Below are 17,281 nucleotides of genomic sequence, written 5' to 3'. Positions count from 1 at the left end.
ACCATGTGGATCACCTGGGGCACCGACACCGCGCACCTGCTGCCCCGCCTGATCGCCGGGCGCGAACGGCCCGCTGTTCCTGTCCGAGCACCGGCCAGGCCCGCACCGCACCGCCACCACCGACCCCCGCGACATCTGCCCCGAGACCGGCCGCGCCCGGCTGGGCTACGACCGCGCCCGCATCCTGCTCGCCCGCTACGCCGACGGACTGCGGCTCCACCAGCTCAGGCACTCCTCGGCCACCCACCTCGGCGAGGCCAACGTCTCCGCCAGCGTGATCATGGCCAAGACCGGGCACAAGAGCCTGCGGTCGGTCCAGCGCTACGTCAAGCCAGGCCTCGCCGCCGTCCACGCGGCCACCGAAACGCTATCGAGCCCCCGCCGCCGCAGCTGATCCGCGCCCACATCGCGAGTACCGCAGAAAGCCCAGCTCGCCCGGGGTTGAACACCCCCGTTTAGCCCGGGTGACACGTTTGTTAAGGGCACCCCAACCGGAAAAATTCGGGGACACCCAGGCAGGGCCGGTGAGCATCCCGAGCACGGATTGTGAGTGCTGACGAGGCCGCAGGCGCGGGAGGCAGCCCCGTGATTCCGTGATTCAATGTCCGCCGTTGCCAACGGCCGCGTTACGCTCGCTGGGTGGCTGATCTGACGCAGGATGAGGCGCTTGACCGGGCCCGGGCTATCGATGTCGAGTCGTATGACGTTTTCCTCGACCTGACGGCCGAGCCGGTGCTCTCCAGGACCGAAGTGCGGTTCCGGTGGCTGCGGCCAGACGCGAGCACGTTCGCTGAGCTGCGCACCCAGGGCGTGCGCAGCGTGACGCTCGACGGGGTGCCATTGCCGCCACCGCAGGACGGCCGGCTGCGGCTGAGCCGGGCCGACGGCGGCGACCAGGCGGTCCTGGTGGCGGAGGCCGAGGCCGACTACTCGCAGGAGGGGCGAGGGCTAGGCCGGTTCACCGACCCTGCGGACGGTGCGAGCTACGTGACGGCGTTCTCCTACCCGGACTGCGGGCCGGAGGTGTTCTGCTGCTTTGACCAGCCGGACCTGACCGCGACGTTCCGGTTCTCGGTGCGCGTCCCCGACGGCTGGGAGTGCGTAGCCAACGGCCAGCTCGCCCGGCGCGAGGGCGACGTGTGCACGTTCACGCCGGTCAGCGGGATGCGACCGTACGACCTGACGTTCTGCGCCGGGCCGTTCTCGACCGCCGCGCGCACCGAGGCGGCCCGGACGGAAGTGACCGTCCGGCACCGGCACTCGCTGCTCGGCCGGACAGCAGTGGCTCCCCTGCCCCGGTTCGCCGGCTATGCCCGTGATGCCGTCGCATGGTACGCCGGAAGACTCGGCGTACCATGCCCTTACCCCGCGTACGACATCGTGTTCATGCCGGACCTGGCCGCCACGGCGCTGTCGGTTCCCGGCCTGATGGTGGTGAACGAGAAGCTGCTCGGGCGGCCCGACGACGCCGGCGACCAGTTCAGCGCGATGGTCTGCGCGCACGAGGTGGCTCACCTGTGGTTCGGTGCGCTGGTGGGGCCGCAGTGGTGGGACGACGTATGGCTGGACGAGGCACTTGCGAGCTACCTGTCGTACGCCGCGCTGGCCGCGGTCGCCGGGGTCAGCGAATCGCTGTCGTGGACCGGGTTCGCCTACACGGACAAGCCGGCGGCGTACAAGGCGGACGAGCTGCCGAGCCGGCAGCCGGTATCGTCTCCGGTGAGCACGGCGGCGCGGGGCCGGGACAAGCCGTTCGGCATCCTGTACGTGAAGGGAGCCAGCGTCATCCGCGCCCTCGCCGCGCTGATCGGCGACGACGCGCTGCTCCGGGGGCTGACCGACTACCTGACCAGGTTCGCCTTCGGCAGTGCGACGCTGGACGACCTGGTCGGCTGCTGGTCCCGGGCCAGCGGGCAGGACCTGGCCGGCTGGGCGGACCAGTGGCTGCGCGCCGAGGGCACGACCACGGTCCGGCTGGACGAAGACGGCGCCGTGGTCCAGGACGTACCGCGCCGGCAGCGAATCGGCATCGGGCTCTACGACCTGGACGGCGACGGCAAGCTGCATCGCCGCACCCTGGTGCACGCGGAACTCGAAGCGGAACGGACCGTAGTGCCCGGGCTAGCCGACGCGGACGCGGTGGTGCTCAACGACCAGGACCTCTCCTACACGCGGACCGGGTTCGACGCCCAGACCGCGCGGGTACTCACAGCGGCCGCCTGCCAGGTGGGCGACCCGCTCAGCGAGGCGGTCTGCTGGAACGGCTTCTGGCTGCTGGTCACCAGCGGGGAGCTGCCGGCCGCGCAGTTCACCGACATGGCCTGCCGGCGCCTGCAGGCCGGCGGCCTGCCCGAGGCGGGCGTCGAGGCGCTGCTCAGCCGCGCGGCCGAGGCCGCCGACGCGTGGGCCCCGCCGGGCCAGCGAGCGGCCCTGAGGGAACAGATCGCCGACGCGACCCGGACCGCAGCCGGAGACGCGCGCAAGCTCGCGATCGGCTTCGCCGCCAGCGCGCAGGCCGACGAGCAGCTCGCCGTCCTCGGCGCCTGGCTGACCGGAAAGGACCTCCCGGACGGGCTCGCCCTCGACGCCGAACTGCGGGCCCGGATCCTGTTCACGCTCGCGGCCCGCGGACTGGCCCGAGCGCAGGACATCGACGCCCTGCCGCGCCTAGACCCCGTCACTGGCGAGGTGAACCGCGCAACCTGCCTAGCCATGCAACCGGACCCGGCAGCGAAGCAAGCCGCCTGGGCCGCGGCCCTCTCCCCCGGCGAGCCGGCCAGGATCGCGCGCGCATGCGCCACAGGCATCTGGGTGCCGGGCCAGGAGGAACTGATGGCCGGCTACCGCGGCAGGTACCTCACCGAGGCCCTCCCCGCGCTCGTCACCAGAAAGCAGCAGTCAAAGTCACGGCTGAGCCGCCTGCTGTTTCCCGCAACGCTCATTTCCGAGGCAACCATCGAGGCGGCGAACGCCGCAAAGCCGTCAGATGACATCCTGCGGCTCGCCGTGGCCGAACAGGCCACGATCATGCGCCGTCGTCTCGACGCCCGCCGACAGCGTTAGCCGGCACCGCCATGTGAGCGCTGTCCAGCCGCCTCCATCCAGGTGACCTCTTACCCGTATCAGTGAAATCTTTAGTTATCGCAGGTCAGTGCTATATCCGTTGGAAATTTCTTCAGTGCTACCAGGACCCCAGCTTTCGCCGCCCCCGCCGCGCGAGCCGCGCGGGCCGCGCGCTAGCCGGCGAGGCGGGCGCGGCAGAGCGCCAGCACGTTGGCGATCACCTGGTGGCCGGACCGGCCCGCCGCGGTCAGGATCGACTCAGGGTGGAACTGGACCGCCCAGCGGCCCGCCGCGTCGTCCTCGATCGCCATCACGACCCCGTCCGGAGTCGTCGCGGTCACCGCGAACCCGCCCCGCACGGCCGCCTCTTGCGCGTACAGCGAGTGGTAGCGGGCCGCGGTGAACTCCGGCGGCAGCCCCGCGAGCAGCGACGTGCGGGCGCGGACCATGATCTGCCCCGGCTTGCCGTGCTGCGGCTCGGCCAGCAGCGAGAGCTCGCCGCCTGCGTGCTCCACCATGGCCTGCAGCCCCAGGCACACGCCGAACGCGGGCAGGCCCCGCGCGTCAAGCTCGGCCAGCAGCTCGCCGCACTTGAAGTCCGACGGGCGGCCCGGCCCCGGCGACAGCACGACCAGGTCCGGCTGGCGCGAGTCGAGGATCGAGGCGGGGAACCCGGCGCGCAGCGTCGTCACGTCAGCGTCGTGCTGGCGGAAGTAGTCGGCGAGCGTGTGCACGAACGAATCCTGGTGGTCGACGAGCAGCACCCGGACAGGGCGCTCGGCGAAGACGGGCGGAGCGGAGGGCTGGACAGGCGGGAGGGATCGTTCTGAATCATGGAGGGTTTCGATGAGAGCGCGCGCCTTGATGTGAGTCTCGCTCTCTTCGGCGGCGGGGTCGGAGTCGTACAGCAGCGTCGCGCCGGCGCGGACCGCCGCGACACCGCCGGTGATGTGAGCGGTCCGCAGGGTCAGCCCGGTGTTCATCGAGCCGTCGAAGCCGATCTTGCCGACCGCCCCGCCGTACCAGCGCCGCGGGGCGTCCTCGTTGTCCTCGATGAACTGCATCGCCCACGTCTTCGGCGCGCCGGTCACCGTGACGGCCCACATGTGGGTCAAGAACGCGTCCAGGGAGTCGAAGCCGGGCCGCAGCCGCCCCTCGATGTGGTCGACCGTGTGGATGAGCCGGCTGTACATCTCGATCTGCCGCCGCCCGATCACGTTGACGCTGCCGGGCACGCACACACGGGACTTGTCGTTGCGGTCCACGTCCGTGCACATGGTCAGCTCGGACTCCTCCTTCGCCGACCGCAGCAGCGCGACGATGTTCGCCGCGTCCTCGAGCGGGTCCGCGCCGCGCGCGATCGTGCCGGAGATCGGGCATGTCTCCACCCGGTCCCCGGTCACCCGGACGTACATTTCCGGCGAGGCGCCGACCAGGTGCTCCCCGCCGCCCAGGTTGAACAGGAACTCGTACGGCGCCGGGTTCCGCTCCCGCAGCCGCTCGTAGAAGCCGGCGGGCGAGGCGCACCGCGCGCGGAACACGTGGCTCGGCACGACCTCGAACAGGTCGCCGCACTTGAAGCGCTCCTTCGCGCGCTCGACGATCGCCGCGTACCTGCCCGGGGTCGGATTTTCAATGACAATGTCCCGAACGGTCCCGGGCGGCTGCTCCGTGTCAGGGGTCTCCCGCAGGTGGTTGTCCGTGGAAACCCCGCCGACGGTGAACTCGTACCGGTACCTGATCGCCTCCTCGCGGCGGCGGTCCAGCGCGTAGATCTCGTCAGGCAGGTGCAGCACGAGGTCACGCTGCCCGGGCGGCCGGTCCATGCGCAGCCGCACCGGCTCGAACTGGAACGCCAGGTCGTAGCCGAACGCGCCGTACAGTCCCAGGTGCGGATCCGGGCAGCTGAACGCGGCGGCGATCTCCCGCAGCGCCGTGAACACCGTCGGCCGGCGGCTGCGTTCCTCCTCGGTGAACGTCCCTTCGCCCTCCGGGATAGCGACGGCCCGCTTGTTGCTGTTATCAGTCGGCTGCTCGTAGCCCGCCTTGCGCATCGCCTCCGCGACCGCCGGCAGGATGACCCGGCCGCGCTCGTTGAGCGCGCGGGCCGTGACGTACCTGCCGTGCGCGGCGATCTCGATCGGCGGGTCCACGTAGGCCAGGTGCCAGCGGCTGTACCTGCCCGGGTACTCCATGCCCGAGCTCAGCACCCCGCCGCGGCGCCGGTCGACGGCCTGGGCGAGCCGCGCGAGTTCGGCCGGGTCAAACGATTGCGCGGTGCGCGTGATCGTGACCCCGCCGCCGGTCACGAGAGTCGTGGTGTCCACCTGTGGGCCCCTCTATCTGGCCCGGTCAGCGGCGGGAGATACGAAAGCGACCGCCGTCTCCGGGCGGTCGCTTCAGACACAGCAGCGGGCACCGCCTACGGACGGCGCCACCACTGGAGGTCACGGGAAGTTCGCATCGAGGCCGAGCGTACCACTTCATCCGGGGCACGCGGAGCTGGTGTCTGGCATCCGCCACGCGGTGGCCGCCCCGGTGATGACCTCGGCGGCGATGCGCAGCGTGTCCTGGTCCTGACCCTGGCTTTGCTCGGTCGCCGGGCGGCCGGACAGGAACGCGGCGACCATCGGCAGCACACGACCGTCCCCGAGCAGGCCGCCGTGGAACGCGGGCACGACGACCACGTCGGCGGGCAGGGTGCAGACCGGAAGGGTGAGCGCGTCGGCGAGCGGGATCACGGCCAGCCAGCGCAGCGATGTGCCGCTGGACGTGACGACGTCGCGGAAGTACGTGGCGCCGAACTCGCTAACCGAGCTGAGCAGGTGCTGCGCGCCGCCGGGGCCGTAGGGCGACATGCCGCCGACCAGGCGGTTCAGCTCGTCCAGGGCATCCTCAGACACCGAGGCGGGATCGGACGCCGGCGGATAGCTCAGCTGGCCTGGCTCGACGATCGGGCTGAGCAGCACCACCGAGCCGACCGGCAGGCCCGGGTGCCTGTCGAGCATCGCGTAGACGCCAAGCGTGCCCTCGCTCTCCGCGACGACGTCCACCGGGCGGTGCGTCTGGTCGTACAGCGCCATCAGCTCGGCGGCCATCCGGTCGCCGAGCACGGGCAGCGGCAGGTCGTCCGCGGCGGGGCCGCTGGGCAGCGGCATGCCGTCGGCGGACAGCCCCGCGTAGGAGAACTGGCGGATGGTCGCCCCGGGCATCGCGGCACGCAGGCCGTTCGCCGCGTTGCAGCAGGAGGAGCCCCAGCCGCCGACCACGAGCACGACGGCGGTGGACGTGGGCTGCGCTCCGGCTCCGGTCCCTGCTCCGGTTCCTGCTCCGGTCCCTGCCGCGGTTCCGGTTCCGGCCTGGCCGGACGCTCCGGCGGGCCCGCCTGTCCCGCCGATCAGGTTCGCGGCGACAGGCGTGCTCGCGACCGAGCCCCTCGGCAGCTGGATCGTTCCTGTGAACATCAGCCGGGCGACGCCGACGGCCAGGGCGAGCACCATGACCGCGGCCAGCGGGGCCAGCGGCAGGCCGAACAGGAGCCTGGCAGGCACCGACTCGTGGGTGCGCGGGTGCAGCCGGGAAGCCAGTCCCGCGAGCCCGTACCAGGCGCGGGCGTTGATCAGGCCGGTGATGGCCGTGACGCCGAGCGCGGCGGCGGTGCCCAGGTGCGCGATGACCGCGGCGGCTGCCGAGAGCGCGACGAAGCTGGCCAGCAGCCACAAGATGGCGCGCACCGGCGGCAGCCGGTGCCACCAGGCGACGATGACTCCGCCGTGGCTCAGCGCGGCCGCGATGCCCAGCATGATCGGCAGCGCGGCGATGAACGGCCAGGAGAACGGGAGCACCGCGACCCCGAACGCGAGCGTGACCGCGGGCGAGAGCAGCAGCCACGCCACCGCGGTCAGCGCCATGCAGGACCAGAAGGCGCGGCTGAGGCGCGGCGCGCGCAGCTCCCGCGGCCAGGCCAGGCGCAGCAGCACCGTGTCCAGGGCCGACCTGACCAGCAGCACCGCGGTGAGAATGGCGGCGAACCCGAGCCAGGACTGCCTGTCGGCGAACAGCCAGCGCAGGTCGTGGTAGGCCGCGAGCGCCGGAAGCGCGGTGGCCTGCGGCGCGACCGGCCGGGCGGCCGGCGCCAAGAGCGTGAGCAACCCCGCCTCGGCCGCGGCGCCGCCCGCCGCGACGAGGATCAGTGCCCTATGCCGAAGGAACCCCTCGGCAGCAAATCCCGCGCCCATCGTTGCTATCCCGCCTACCCGTGCGAACACCCCGCCAGGAGAGCGCATTCCGTGCTTCCATCACAATCCGGAGTATCCCTCCGGTCAACCCCTGTCGCCTTGTTCTCCCCCGCGGGAACGCTTATCGTAACGTCGCACCCGCGATAAGGAGATGAACGCATGAGCACCACGGTCTCGCTCGCCGAACTTCCGTCCCTCAAGGGGTCCGTGCTCGGCACCAGCGAGTGGTTCGAGATCACCCAGCAGCGGGTGAACACGTTCGCCGACGCCACCGATGATCACCAGTGGATCCACGTGGACGTGGCGCGGGCGAAGAAGGAAAGCCCGTTCGGCGGCCCGATCGGGCACGGTTTTCTCACCCTGTCGCTATTCGTCCCGATGTGGTCGCAGGTGCTCACCGTCACCGGCACGACAATGGCGGTGAATTACGGCCTGAACAGGGTTCGCTTCCCCGCTCCGGTGCCCGTCGGCTCGAAGATCCGGCTGACCGCCACACTGGTCGACGTGGAAGAGGTGACGGGCGGGCTGCAGCTCATTGTCGGCGGCGTCGTCGAGCGCGAGGGCGGCGACAAGCCGGTCTGCGTCCTTGAGGCCGTCATGCGCTTCTACGCCTGAGCCGGCCGGCTGTAGCCTGGCCCGGTGGGCGAGGCGCTTGATCACGAGTGGTTCTGCGAGCGGGCCGGGGCAGAGATCTCCCGGATGGCTCTGGTCGTCGCCGGGGCCGACCCGGCATCCGCGGTGCCGACCTGCCCCGGGTGGACGCTCGCGCGGCTGGTCAGGCACACGGGGATCATCCACCGGTGGGCCACGGAGATCGTGGCGACCCGCTCCGGCGCGCGGCTCGACCCGCGTGACCTTGACGTCGGCCTGCCCGCCGCGGAAGCCGCCTACGCTGACTGGCTCGCGGCCGGCGCGGCGCGGCTGACGTCGGTGCTGCGCTCGGCCGGGCCGGACGCGGCGGTCTGGACCTGGGGGCCGCCGCGGCTGTCCGGCTGGTGGGCGCGGCGGATGCTGCACGAGACGACCGTGCACAGGGCGGACGCGCAGATCGCCCTCGGCGCGGTTCCCTCCGTCGACCCGGTGGTCGCGGCGGACGGGATCGAGGAGTTCCTGGCGAACCTGCCGGCCGCCAGCAGGCCGGCGGAGCACCTGGCTTCGCTGCCGGCCGGGCAGTCGCTGCACCTGCACGCCAGCGACTGGGCCGGTGAATGGCTGGTCCGTTTCGATCCTTCCGCTGGCGGGGTTACGTGGTCGCGGGGTCACGCGAAGGCGACCGCGGCGGTCCGCGGCCCGGTAGCGGAGCTGCTGCTGTTCACCTACGGCCGGATTCCGCCGTCGGATCCGCGCCTGACGGTCTTCGGAGATTCCTCGCTGCTCGACGCCTGGCAGGAGAAGACCGCCTTGTGACCGCTGTGATCCCTGTGGTCACGGTGGCCTGCCGCGGGGCCTTGGACCCGGCGCCCACCCCGCCGCCTGGCAAGAGGCATGCCAGTTTGCGGCCTACGCCGCTTTTCGTGACACTGTGTATTTATGCCGAAACGTAGAGTATTCGACGAGCTTCAGCTGCGGCGCATCCTCGCCGCACAACATCAGGTGATCACTCGCGGCCAGGCGCTGGCGAGCGGGATTGCGGACAGCACGGTAACGGTGTGGTGCAGATCCGGCGGGAAGTGGCAGAAGCTTCTCCCAGGGGTCTATCTGACGGTGACCGGGAAGCCGACCGCTGAGCAGCGGCACGTGGCGGCGCTGCTGTACGCGGGGGCAGACAGCGTGATCACCGGGCCCGCGGCGCTGCGGCTGCACCGGCTGCGCTCCCCCGGGCCGGACGTGATCGACGTCCTTATACCCTGGGCCGTCAAACGGCAGAGCACCGGGTTCGTGCGCATCCACCGGACCAGGCACATGCCGCGGACCTATCAGACTGGCCAGATCCGGTTCGCTCATGCCGCCCGGGCGGTCGCCGACGCCGCGCACGGGTTCACCGCACTGGACGACGTCCGCGCCGCGGTGGCCGAGGCGGTCCAGAAGCAGGCCTGCTCGATCGCGGAGATCGGCCTTGAGTTGGAGCGGGGATCCGCCCGCGACAGCGCTCACCTGCGCGCCGCCCTGGCCGAGGTCAGTGACGGGGTCCGGTCAGTCGCCGAAGTGCGCTTCCGCAAGCGCATCCAGCGGTCGGATCTGCCGCCGCCGGCGTACAACGCGTTCCTGCGCGCGGCCGACGGCACCGACATCGGCGAGGTCGACGCCTGGTGGGCAGACGCCGGCGTGGCCGCGGAGATCGACTCCCAGGAGTACCACTTCTACCGCGCGGGCTGGCTCAGGACCGACGCCAAACACAGCCGGATGCTCAAGCACGGCATCCTTCCGCACCATTTCGCGCCCAGCCGCATCGACGACGACTGGCCCGCCGTCTACGACGAGCTCAGGTCCTCCATCGAGAAGGGCCGGGAGCGCCCCCGCCTCCCGATCGTCGCGTTCGCGGCCCTCGGCTAGTCCCGCCAGGAGCCGGTCATGGTGCCGGTACGGCGATGCCCCCGAGGTGCCGGCCGCCGCCAGCCGGGACGGGTGGCTGGCGGTACCTGCTAAGACCAGGGGAAGCCGCCCAGCGGCCCGGGGATGTTGACGTACCAGAGCCCGTCCACCTCCAGGCACGGCAGCGGGCTGAAGTTCGAGCCCGGGCTGGTCATGGTCGATATCGTCTGCGCGTAGGCGGTCGTGAACGCGCTGCCATACCCAGACGGGAAGTCAATGTTTGCGGGGGTCGAGTAGTCGCAGCTACTTGAGCAGAGGCTTCCCGCCGCCCCCACGATTGCCTCAGCGCCCTGGATCATCTCGGCGCCGACCGCGAGGTTCCCGGTCAACGGACCGATGTCCGCCGAGCTCGCGGCCTGCTGGCAGGCGCCCTGGCCGCTCGGCACGACATACGCGCAAGTCTGCGTCCAGTTGCCGGCCAGCTGGCTCTGGAAGTAGCCGTCCGCGGCCTGTTCCGGGGTGCAGTTGCCGGGCACGATCGCCGTGTTGCCCAGGCATGACGGCGCGACGTCCGGCGCGGACGATCCGGTCGCGGCCTGTTGCGGGAGGGTGCCAGACGCGCCGCAGCCCGCGACGGCCGCCCCTGCCAGCAGCACCGCGGCCAGCACGACAGCCGCTGCCGCGCCCCGCGTCATCCTCATGCCGCGACCACCGACGGCGATGAGTCGCTTCACGCCAGGCCGTCCGATTGCTTCGCACCAGGCGGCGGCCCCGCGCCGTCTGCCGGATCCGGCGTCGGTCAGCGCGGCGAACCGGTACCGCAGGATCGCCCCGCCGCGCAGCAGCCTGGAGATCGCCGTGCGCCGCCAGTACGTGCCCGCCTCCACTGCGTGGATCTCGCAGCGCTCCCGTTCCCCGCTGAGCGGGTAGACGTCTCCCGAGGCTTCGTCCTGCCAGCCCGTGCCGTCGTCAAGGTAACGGCCGAGCCTCTCGGCGTCCTCCCGGGCGCGCCGACCGCCACGGAACAGGAACACCACCCCGGCCCCGATCCACAGCAGCAGGAAGACGCTCAGCCACCAGGCGATCCGGAGGAAGAACCACACGATCTTGCAGGCGAGAACGAAGATCCCGCCGATGACCCGCCCGATCAGGAAGCCGTAGATGAAGTCGCCCATGACCAGTTCCCACGCGCTAACCGCCGCCACCGCAGACGGTCACCCAGGTCAGCGCTCGGATTTCAGCATCGGCGGCCGGACCCGCCGGACGCATGACCGCTATGCGGGGATCACAGCGCAGAGGTCGTGGTCCGTGACGGTATGGGCCGAGAAGTCGCCTTGACGCGGATTATCGAGTGTTCGCGCCCGCGGCATAGATGCCCATCGACACGCAGTTCCCCGTCTGCGTGCAGGCCACGTCGTAGAGGGCCCCGATCTGGTCCTTCGTCCCGGCGTCCGCAGGCAGCGCCCCGGGCGTCGCCGTCCAGATTCCGCCCGCCGGCGTGTCGATCTGGGGCTGACTCGCATCTGCGGCCGGGCCAGTGTGGGTGTAGTAGCCGCCAACGGTTACGCATGAGCCAGGTGCCGGGCACGCCACCCACGCAAGAAACCCGCCGAACGGGCCAGGAGAGCCAGCCGGCTGCGGTGTCACGGCCGGGTGCCAGGTTCCGTTCACCAGGGTTTCGATCACGTCGCGAACTGTGCTGGTATCGAGGTCGTCACTGCCGGTGGCGTACTGCCCGACCGCCCCGCAGGAGCCGGCCGCAGGGCAGGCGGCATCGAGAAGCTGCAACGACTTCGCGCCACGGGGCATCGGTGCGGCAGCTGGTTTCCAAGCCCCGTTCGCGAGCGTCTCGATGAGCCCCGCAACAGCACCAGATGCCGTCATGTATCCGCCGACGGCGACGCACGAGCCGGCTCCTCTGCTGTCGATCGGGTGTGGGCGATCACGAGACGGTCATCGTGCCTGTGACCTGATTGTGCGCAGTGCCCTCGCTCGACAGGACTGTGGCAGTCACCTGTTGCGAACCGATGGTTCCTGACAGCGTTGTCGTGGTGGTCGTGCCGTCAGCGCTTATCGCGGACGTCGCGGTCACGCTGATCGGCTGCCCGCCCCATTCGCCGGTGAACGTCTGGACATAAGGACCTTCGCCGCCGGCACCTGCGCCGCAGGCCAGCGTGACATCGAAGGAAATGCCGCCGAGCGTGCCGGTCGCCGTGCTGCCGTTGTTCCCGAAGCAGAAGTCGCTCCAGTCGTCGCTCAGGATTCCCCTCGCGGTCAACGGCAGGCCGTCCACCGTCCCGGTGACTATCTGTCCGGCGTCGGGCCCCCCGGTGGGGCCAACGGTCCCATAGGTCTGGAGTGATATCTGGCCCTGCCCGGAAGGCAATTTCGCTGCTGCATTGGCCGATTCCTGGCCCTGCGGCACGGACCCCGCCGAAGACGATGTTGCGAATGGCGGTGAAGATGACGACCCGCACCCCGCGAGGGCGGCCGCGAGAATTACCGCGAAGGCAGCTATTACGGTCTTGACCGTTTTCATGTTTAGCAGCATGAGGCGATCGGGTTGGCCGCGCATGACCGCTGTGCGGGGATCACACTGCGGGGGACGTACCGGCGACGATTGGGGCTCAGAAGTCGCCGGGGCGGTAGTCGTCGATCTCTTCGGGACGGATCAGGCCCAGTTCCATGCAGCGGGCGAGCAGCGCGAACTGGGAGCGGCACGGGTGGCCGGCCGCGGCGAACTTCGCGCGGGAGCGTTCGATGTACTGCTTGACGGTGGCGGCGCTGATCGGGTCGCCGCTGGTCTTCTTCAGCCGCCGGGCGATCGAGGCGTGGTCCATGCCCTGGAACAGGTACTGCAGGGCTTCCCGCTCCCGCTGCGAGAGCCGGACCGCGTGCAGCAGGCCGCCGGCCATCGACGGGGTGACGAACGGCAGGTCGCGGGCCACGGCGGCGATCGTGTCGACGAACTGCGCGCGCTCGGTTCTCTTGTCGAGGAACGCACAGGCGCCGGCCTGCAGCACGGTCCGGACGATCAGCGGCTCGACGTGCACGGAGAACACCACGACCCGGTAGCCCGCGTCGCACAGGCCGGCCACCCGGCCGGTGACCAGCCCGCCGCCGGTCTCCCCGCCGAGCTCGAGGTCGAGGACCACCACGTCGGCGTCCCGGCCCGGGCCGGCCAGGGCCTTTTCAATCGTCTTGCCGTCCGCGATCACCACCGCCCGTTTTGCCGGGTCGGCCGCGATCCAGGCCCGCACCCCCTCGACGACCACGTCCTGGTCTTCTACGAGAGCGACGCGGACTGCACCGTCCACCGGGCTTGCGCCCATAGCTGTCCCCCCTCCTCGTCCACGTCGCAGTGGACCGAATCGCCCGCGGAAGCGATCGGCGCCGCCAGCCGGGCGTCCGCGACGATCGCGACCGCCACCTCCGCCGCCGAGGCGACCACGGTGATCCGGGCGCGGGAGGCCGTGGCCGCGAGCACCGCGATGACCGGCTCGGTGAGCGCGCGGCGGGTGCCGACCGGGAGCATCGGGATCGTGCCGGCGGCGGCGATCAGGTCCACGGCCACGCCGCGGCGTTCGGCGGCGTCGGCGCAGGCCCGCAGCTCGTGCGAGAGCGGGTCGGGCACGTCGTCTGACTCGACGAGGAACCGGCGCAGCCGGGTCACCGCGACCGCGATCTCCTGCCGGGTCTGGTCGGCGGCGAGGTCGAGCGAGCCCGCGGCCAGGCCGTCGAGCAGCCGGACCACGGTCGCCCGGATCGTCTCGTACCGGGCCCGCCGGGCGGCCTGCACGGCCTCGGCGGCCAGCCGCGCGTTCCTGGACCGGGCGGCGGCGTCCTCGGCCTCGGCGGCGCGCCGCGCCGTCGCGGCCACCGCCCTGACGCCGACGTAGATCGCGATCGGCAGCGCGCCGCCCCCGGCGCAGACCACGATCAGGCCGGCCAGATGCGCGCGCGTGGCCTCCCCCAGCAGGATCAGCACGGCGAGGGCGACGAGCGCGTCGGCGACAAGGAACGCGAGGTACTCGGCGAAGGGCCGGCGCCACAGCACGACCAGGCCGAACAAGCCCGCCGAGGTGAAGCCGAAGTCGTGATTGCCGAAAAACCCGCCTGGCGCGACCAGGGTGTCGGCCAGCTCTCCGGCCAGCAGGACGATACAGATCGCCCACGGCAGCGCCACGCGCGGCCCGATGCCGCGCAGCAGGGTCACCGCGCTGACCGTCCCGGCGGCCGCGAATGCCAGCCAGATCAGCGCACCTGACCGGAGGAGGCCGTAGGCCAGCCAGGCCTCGATAACGACCGGCGCGGTCGCGGCGACATGCCAGCCGGCCATGACGATGATCGCTATCCAGAGCCCGCCGCGGGTGTAGTGCTCCTCGACGTCCGCTGCCGAGGAGCTAGCCACGGCGCCACTCCAGGTCGACGGCCGTCCCCGCGCCGGGGCTTGACCGCACCACGGCCGTGCCGCCGACGGCGGCCATCCGGCCGGCCAGGTCCTCGCGCACGCCGAAGCCGTACCCGGACTGCCGGGCCGGGTCGAAACCCCGGCCGGCGTCGCTGACCCCGACCCGGACCGTGCCGTGTTCCTCGGCCAGCGTGAGCACCGCCCGGTCCGTCCCCGCGTAGCGCACCACGTTCTCCAGGGCTTCTGACACCGCGCCGGTGAACGCGTCCGCGACTGCGGCTGGCACCAGGCAGGGGTGCAGGCCGGCCGCGATCCGCAGCGGCGGCTCATACCAGACGACCACCTGGGAGAGCCGCTCGTCGAGCCGCACGCCGGTGTCCCCGGCCGCCGCGGCGTCGTGGCCGGCCGCGAGCGCGGGCAGCGCCTCGAGCGCTGCGGCGGCACGCCGCCGCAGCGTGCCGCCCGGCGCCTGCCCGGCACTGTGCAGCGCCATCGTCAGCGTGGTCAGCGGACCGTTGTGCACCAGGCGCAGCTGGGCGCGCTCGTCCTCCCGCCTGGCCGCCTCCAGCGCCGCGAAGGCCCGGGTGTCCTGGAGCCGCTCGAACGCGCCGACCGCAGTCCGCTCGGTGCGCATCGCGGCGGCCGTGACCGCCGCCGCCACCAGTACCTGGGCCGTCTGTGTCAGCAGTGCCATCAGGCCGCCGTCGGGGCTGTGCGCGATCCGCTGGCCGGCGACCAGGCTCGCCACCACCAGCAGGCCGGCCGGAACGGACAGCACCGGGGTGCCGGTCAGCTGCGCGCACACCACCGTCATCGAACCGATGACGGCGACCCAGCTCGATGTCCCCGCCAGCGTCGCGGCGGGAACCAGGTGGCCGACCGCCAGCGCCAGCGCCGCCGCGACGCACAAGTCGGCGCCGATCAGCCAGGGCCGCAGGCCCCGGGTCCACGCGACCGCCGCGTAAACCGGCGTCCAGGCGAACAGCAGCACCAGCGCGGGCCCGAGCCATGCCCAGGACACCGGCGCCACCGCGCCGAGGACCGCCGCGATCCCGGCCGCGGCCGCGACCGCGCAGCGCAGCACCGCGGCTATCCGTGCCAGCGCGGCACGCGTGGGCCGCAGCGTCGTCGCCGGCTGGCCGGGCGCCGGTCGCGGTAGTCGCATGCCACTGCCTCCCAGGTGAGGCCAGCCACGTGCAGGGGGGACATGGCGGTCCGGGAGTCAGCCGGGACCGTTCGGGATAATTATTTCAAAAAAAACCCGCCTGGGCGGGAGTTGCGGTCGGCGATCAGCCCCGCGAGCGTCGCGATCGCGATTTCCGGCGGGGTGCGGGAACCGATGTTCAGGCCGATCGGGCGGTGTACCCGGGCGATGTCGCCAGGCGCGACGCCGAGGGCCTCGAGCGCGGGGATGTGCGGGGCGGGATGGCGCGGGTTGCCCATCACGCCGATCCAGCGGGCCTTGGTGGCGAGGGCGTCGCGCAGCACCGCGCCGAGCTCTTCGCGGTGGTGGTCGGTGACCACGACGTCGGCTCCCTCGAGATCTTCCGGCATGTCGCCGAGCACGGTGAAGCCCGCCATCTTGGCCCCGGCCGCGCGGTCCGGGTCGGGTTCGACGAGCATGCCGCCGAACCCGGCATCGGCCCCGTAGCGAAGCAGGAACCCGGAGACCGGCGAGGCGAACACCGCGACCAGCGTGCGCTCGGCTTTCGCCGGCGCCGTTGTCGAGGCGGCCGGGGCCGTCCCGTGTGCCACCGAGCAGGGGTCGATCTCTTCAGCCATACGGCCAGTCTGCAACATCCCTGCGGTCTTGGCCACGCGGGCTGGCGCTAAGGTCAGAGTTCATGGAGTTCCAGGAAGTCGTCCAGCGGCGGCATATGGTGCGCACGTTCACCAGCGAGCCCGTGCCCCAGCAGGCTGTCGACCGCATCCTCGGCAACGCGGTGCGCGGGCCGTCGGCCGGATTCTCCCAGGGGCAGTCGTTCCTGGTGCTGACCGGCGACGACCTGCCGAAGTTCTGGGCGGTGGCCGGCGAGGCGGTCGACCCGTCGGCCCAGACGGCGCCGCTGGTGATCGTCCCGATGTCGTGCAAGCGCGTCTACCTGGACCGCTACGCGCTCCCCGACAAGGGCTGGACGGACCGGGACGAGGCGCGCTGGCCAGTGCCGTTCTGGCACATCGACACGGCGATGGCGGCGCTGCTGATCCTGCTCACCGTGACGGACGAGAAGCTGGGCGCGGTGTACTTCGGGATCGTTCCGCCGGCGGTGCCGCAGTTCCGCGCGGCGTTCGGGGTGCCCGACGACCAGGAGCCGATCGGCGCGATCGCGGTCGGCTACGACGCCGAGCCGAAGGCGCGCGACCTGCGGTCCCGGCGAAGGCGGCTCGACGAGATGGTCCGCTACGGCCACTGGTGATGCGACCGCGCCGGGCGGCGGCCGCGTCAGGCGTCTCGCCGCTAACCGGACGACGCCTGACTGTCGCAGTCCTCCGAGCCGTAGACCGTGCCGCCGATGTGCAGCAGAATGCTGAGTGAGCCGGAGGTGTCGAGCTGGCCTCCCGTGCACACTGCCGGTCCGCTGGCCGTCAGCGTGCTGCTGCCAGCCTCGCTGAAGCCCGGAGTGATCTGCGGTGAGATGCCGGTCAGCCCGATGGCCGCCGGATTACCGTCCGGATAGTCCGGGGAGATCGCGCCATTCAGTACTATCCACGCATCGACTTCGGCGGATGATCCCTGTGTCAGGCTCAAGCTGATCGTAGTGCCGTTGTCGTCGCCTTCACCGGTGCAGATATAACCCTGCGAGGTGTTGTAGACGAATGTCTCGCCCAGCGGCAGCGGCTGGGTGCCGTTGCCTCCCGGAATGATCGAGGAGCCCACAAAATCGAAGCTGGCGTTGGTGTCCACGTCCGAATTCAGCGTGGTCGTTACCGTAACCGGTACTACGAGATTGGCGCTTTCGTTGGTATCGGAGCCGAGCCCTAGTTCGCAGCCGGCGGCCTGCTGGGCGATGTCGGGGAGCTGGCTCTCGGGCACCGGCGTGCCGAAAGAGTACGTTTGCGTCAGCGAGTCGCCGTTGCTGTCGTGATAGCTGAATGT

16 protein-coding genes are annotated in these 17,281 nt (G+C 71.3%); 6 read left to right on the top strand and 10 right to left on the bottom strand.

Annotated elements, in window-relative coordinates:
* Positions 1-73: 73 nt before the first annotated feature.
* Both Q1N79_RS30740 and Q1N79_RS18855 read left to right on the top strand, forming a co-directional pair.
* A complete protein-coding gene (locus tag Q1N79_RS30740; protein WP_367185100.1) occupies positions 74-394 on the top strand; it encodes a tyrosine-type recombinase/integrase in 321 nt (106 codons plus the stop codon).
* A 245-nt stretch (positions 395-639) separates the two neighbouring features.
* Positions 640-3,063, top strand: coding sequence for a M1 family aminopeptidase (locus tag Q1N79_RS18855; RefSeq protein ID WP_300610705.1), 2,424 nt, complete (start codon positions 640-642; stop codon positions 3,061-3,063).
* A gap of 173 nt (positions 3,064-3,236) precedes the next feature.
* On the opposite strand, the gene Q1N79_RS18850 is transcribed toward Q1N79_RS18855, so the two are convergent.
* Positions 3,237-5,390: an anthranilate synthase component I gene (locus Q1N79_RS18850; protein WP_300610704.1), complete on the bottom strand. Its 2,154-nt coding sequence runs from the start codon at positions 5,388-5,390 to the stop codon at positions 3,237-3,239.
* Between the two features lie 156 nt (positions 5,391-5,546).
* On the bottom strand, positions 5,547-7,331 hold the full coding sequence (locus Q1N79_RS18845; protein ID WP_300610702.1) for a hypothetical protein: 1,785 nt from the start codon (positions 7,329-7,331) through the stop codon (positions 5,547-5,549).
* 129 nt (positions 7,332-7,460) lie between these two features.
* Here Q1N79_RS18845 and Q1N79_RS18840 point away from each other — a divergent pair, with 129 nt between their 5' ends.
* From Q1N79_RS18840 to Q1N79_RS18830, 3 genes are all read left to right on the top strand, one after another.
* The gene (locus Q1N79_RS18840; RefSeq protein WP_300610700.1) at positions 7,461-7,916 is read left to right on the top strand and encodes a MaoC family dehydratase; all 456 of its coding nucleotides are present in this window, start codon (positions 7,461-7,463) and stop codon (positions 7,914-7,916) included.
* 24 nt (positions 7,917-7,940) lie between these two features.
* Positions 7,941-8,708, top strand: coding sequence for a maleylpyruvate isomerase family mycothiol-dependent enzyme (locus Q1N79_RS18835; RefSeq protein ID WP_300610698.1), 768 nt, complete (start codon positions 7,941-7,943; stop codon positions 8,706-8,708).
* A gap of 123 nt (positions 8,709-8,831) precedes the next feature.
* Positions 8,832-9,794: a hypothetical protein gene (locus tag Q1N79_RS18830; protein WP_300610696.1), complete on the top strand. Its 963-nt coding sequence runs from the start codon at positions 8,832-8,834 to the stop codon at positions 9,792-9,794.
* Positions 9,795-9,883: 89 nt separating this feature from the next.
* Here Q1N79_RS18830 and Q1N79_RS18825 read toward each other — a convergent pair whose 3' ends face one another.
* The 7 genes from Q1N79_RS18825 to Q1N79_RS18795 form a co-directional block, all read right to left on the bottom strand.
* The gene (locus Q1N79_RS18825; RefSeq protein WP_300610694.1) at positions 9,884-10,978 is read right to left on the bottom strand and encodes a hypothetical protein; all 1,095 of its coding nucleotides are present in this window, start codon (positions 10,976-10,978) and stop codon (positions 9,884-9,886) included.
* A 139-nt stretch (positions 10,979-11,117) separates the two neighbouring features.
* Positions 11,118-11,459 carry a hypothetical protein gene (locus Q1N79_RS18820; RefSeq protein WP_300610692.1) on the bottom strand — a complete coding sequence of 114 codons (342 nt, stop codon included), beginning with the start codon at positions 11,457-11,459 and terminating at the stop codon, positions 11,118-11,120.
* 256 nt (positions 11,460-11,715) lie between these two features.
* On the bottom strand, positions 11,716-12,312 hold the full coding sequence (locus tag Q1N79_RS18815) for a hypothetical protein (protein ID WP_300610690.1): 597 nt from the start codon (positions 12,310-12,312) through the stop codon (positions 11,716-11,718).
* A gap of 88 nt (positions 12,313-12,400) precedes the next feature.
* The gene (locus Q1N79_RS18810) at positions 12,401-13,090 is read right to left on the bottom strand and encodes a response regulator (RefSeq protein ID WP_300610688.1); all 690 of its coding nucleotides are present in this window, start codon (positions 13,088-13,090) and stop codon (positions 12,401-12,403) included.
* Positions 13,060-14,184 carry a hypothetical protein gene (locus Q1N79_RS18805; RefSeq protein WP_300610686.1) on the bottom strand — a complete coding sequence of 375 codons (1,125 nt, stop codon included), beginning with the start codon at positions 14,182-14,184 and terminating at the stop codon, positions 13,060-13,062. The genes Q1N79_RS18810 and Q1N79_RS18805 overlap by 31 nt, the downstream gene beginning before the upstream one ends.
* Entirely contained in the window at positions 14,177-15,349 is a 1,173-nt protein-coding gene (locus Q1N79_RS18800) for an ATP-binding protein (RefSeq protein ID WP_300610684.1), read from the bottom strand. Before Q1N79_RS18800 ends, Q1N79_RS18805 begins: the two co-directional genes overlap by 8 nt.
* Before the next feature lie 80 nt (positions 15,350-15,429).
* Positions 15,430-15,966, bottom strand: a complete 537-nt coding sequence (locus Q1N79_RS18795) for an XdhC family protein (RefSeq protein ID WP_300610683.1) — start codon at positions 15,964-15,966, stop codon at positions 15,430-15,432.
* Between the two features lie 62 nt (positions 15,967-16,028).
* Here Q1N79_RS18795 and Q1N79_RS18790 point away from each other — a divergent pair, with 62 nt between their 5' ends.
* On the top strand, positions 16,029-16,601 hold the full coding sequence (locus Q1N79_RS18790) for a nitroreductase family protein (protein WP_300610682.1): 573 nt from the start codon (positions 16,029-16,031) through the stop codon (positions 16,599-16,601).
* Between the two features lie 41 nt (positions 16,602-16,642).
* Here Q1N79_RS18790 and Q1N79_RS18785 read toward each other — a convergent pair.
* Positions 16,643-17,281: hypothetical protein (locus tag Q1N79_RS18785; RefSeq protein ID WP_300610681.1), on the bottom strand; the 639-nt coding region annotated here is incomplete at its 5' end.

The sequence above is a fragment of the Trebonia sp. genome, assembly GCF_030042015.1.
Taxonomy (GTDB): Bacteria; Actinomycetota; Actinomycetes; order Streptosporangiales; family Streptosporangiaceae; genus Trebonia.
The sequence above is the reverse complement of the archived record's forward strand: the minus strand, read 5'-3'. Positions and strand labels throughout refer to the sequence as shown.

What these genes read in the sequence shown, in the direction of transcription:
- Q1N79_RS18830 (WP_300610696.1), top strand. Translation starts at nt 8,832, where the DNA reads ATGCCGAAACGTAGAGTATTCGACGAGCTTCAGCTGCGGCGCATCCTC.
- Q1N79_RS18815 (WP_300610690.1), bottom strand. Translation starts at nt 12,312, where the DNA reads ATGAAAACGGTCAAGACCGTAATAGCTGCCTTCGCGGTAATTCTCGCG.
- Q1N79_RS18800 (WP_300610684.1), bottom strand. Translation starts at nt 15,349, where the DNA reads ATGCGACTACCGCGACCGGCGCCCGGCCAGCCGGCGACGACGCTGCGG.
- Q1N79_RS18795 (WP_300610683.1), bottom strand. Translation starts at nt 15,966, where the DNA reads ATGGCTGAAGAGATCGACCCCTGCTCGGTGGCACACGGGACGGCCCCG.
- Q1N79_RS18840 (WP_300610700.1), top strand. Translation starts at nt 7,461, where the DNA reads ATGAGCACCACGGTCTCGCTCGCCGAACTTCCGTCCCTCAAGGGGTCC.
- Q1N79_RS18790 (WP_300610682.1), top strand. Translation starts at nt 16,029, where the DNA reads ATGGAGTTCCAGGAAGTCGTCCAGCGGCGGCATATGGTGCGCACGTTC.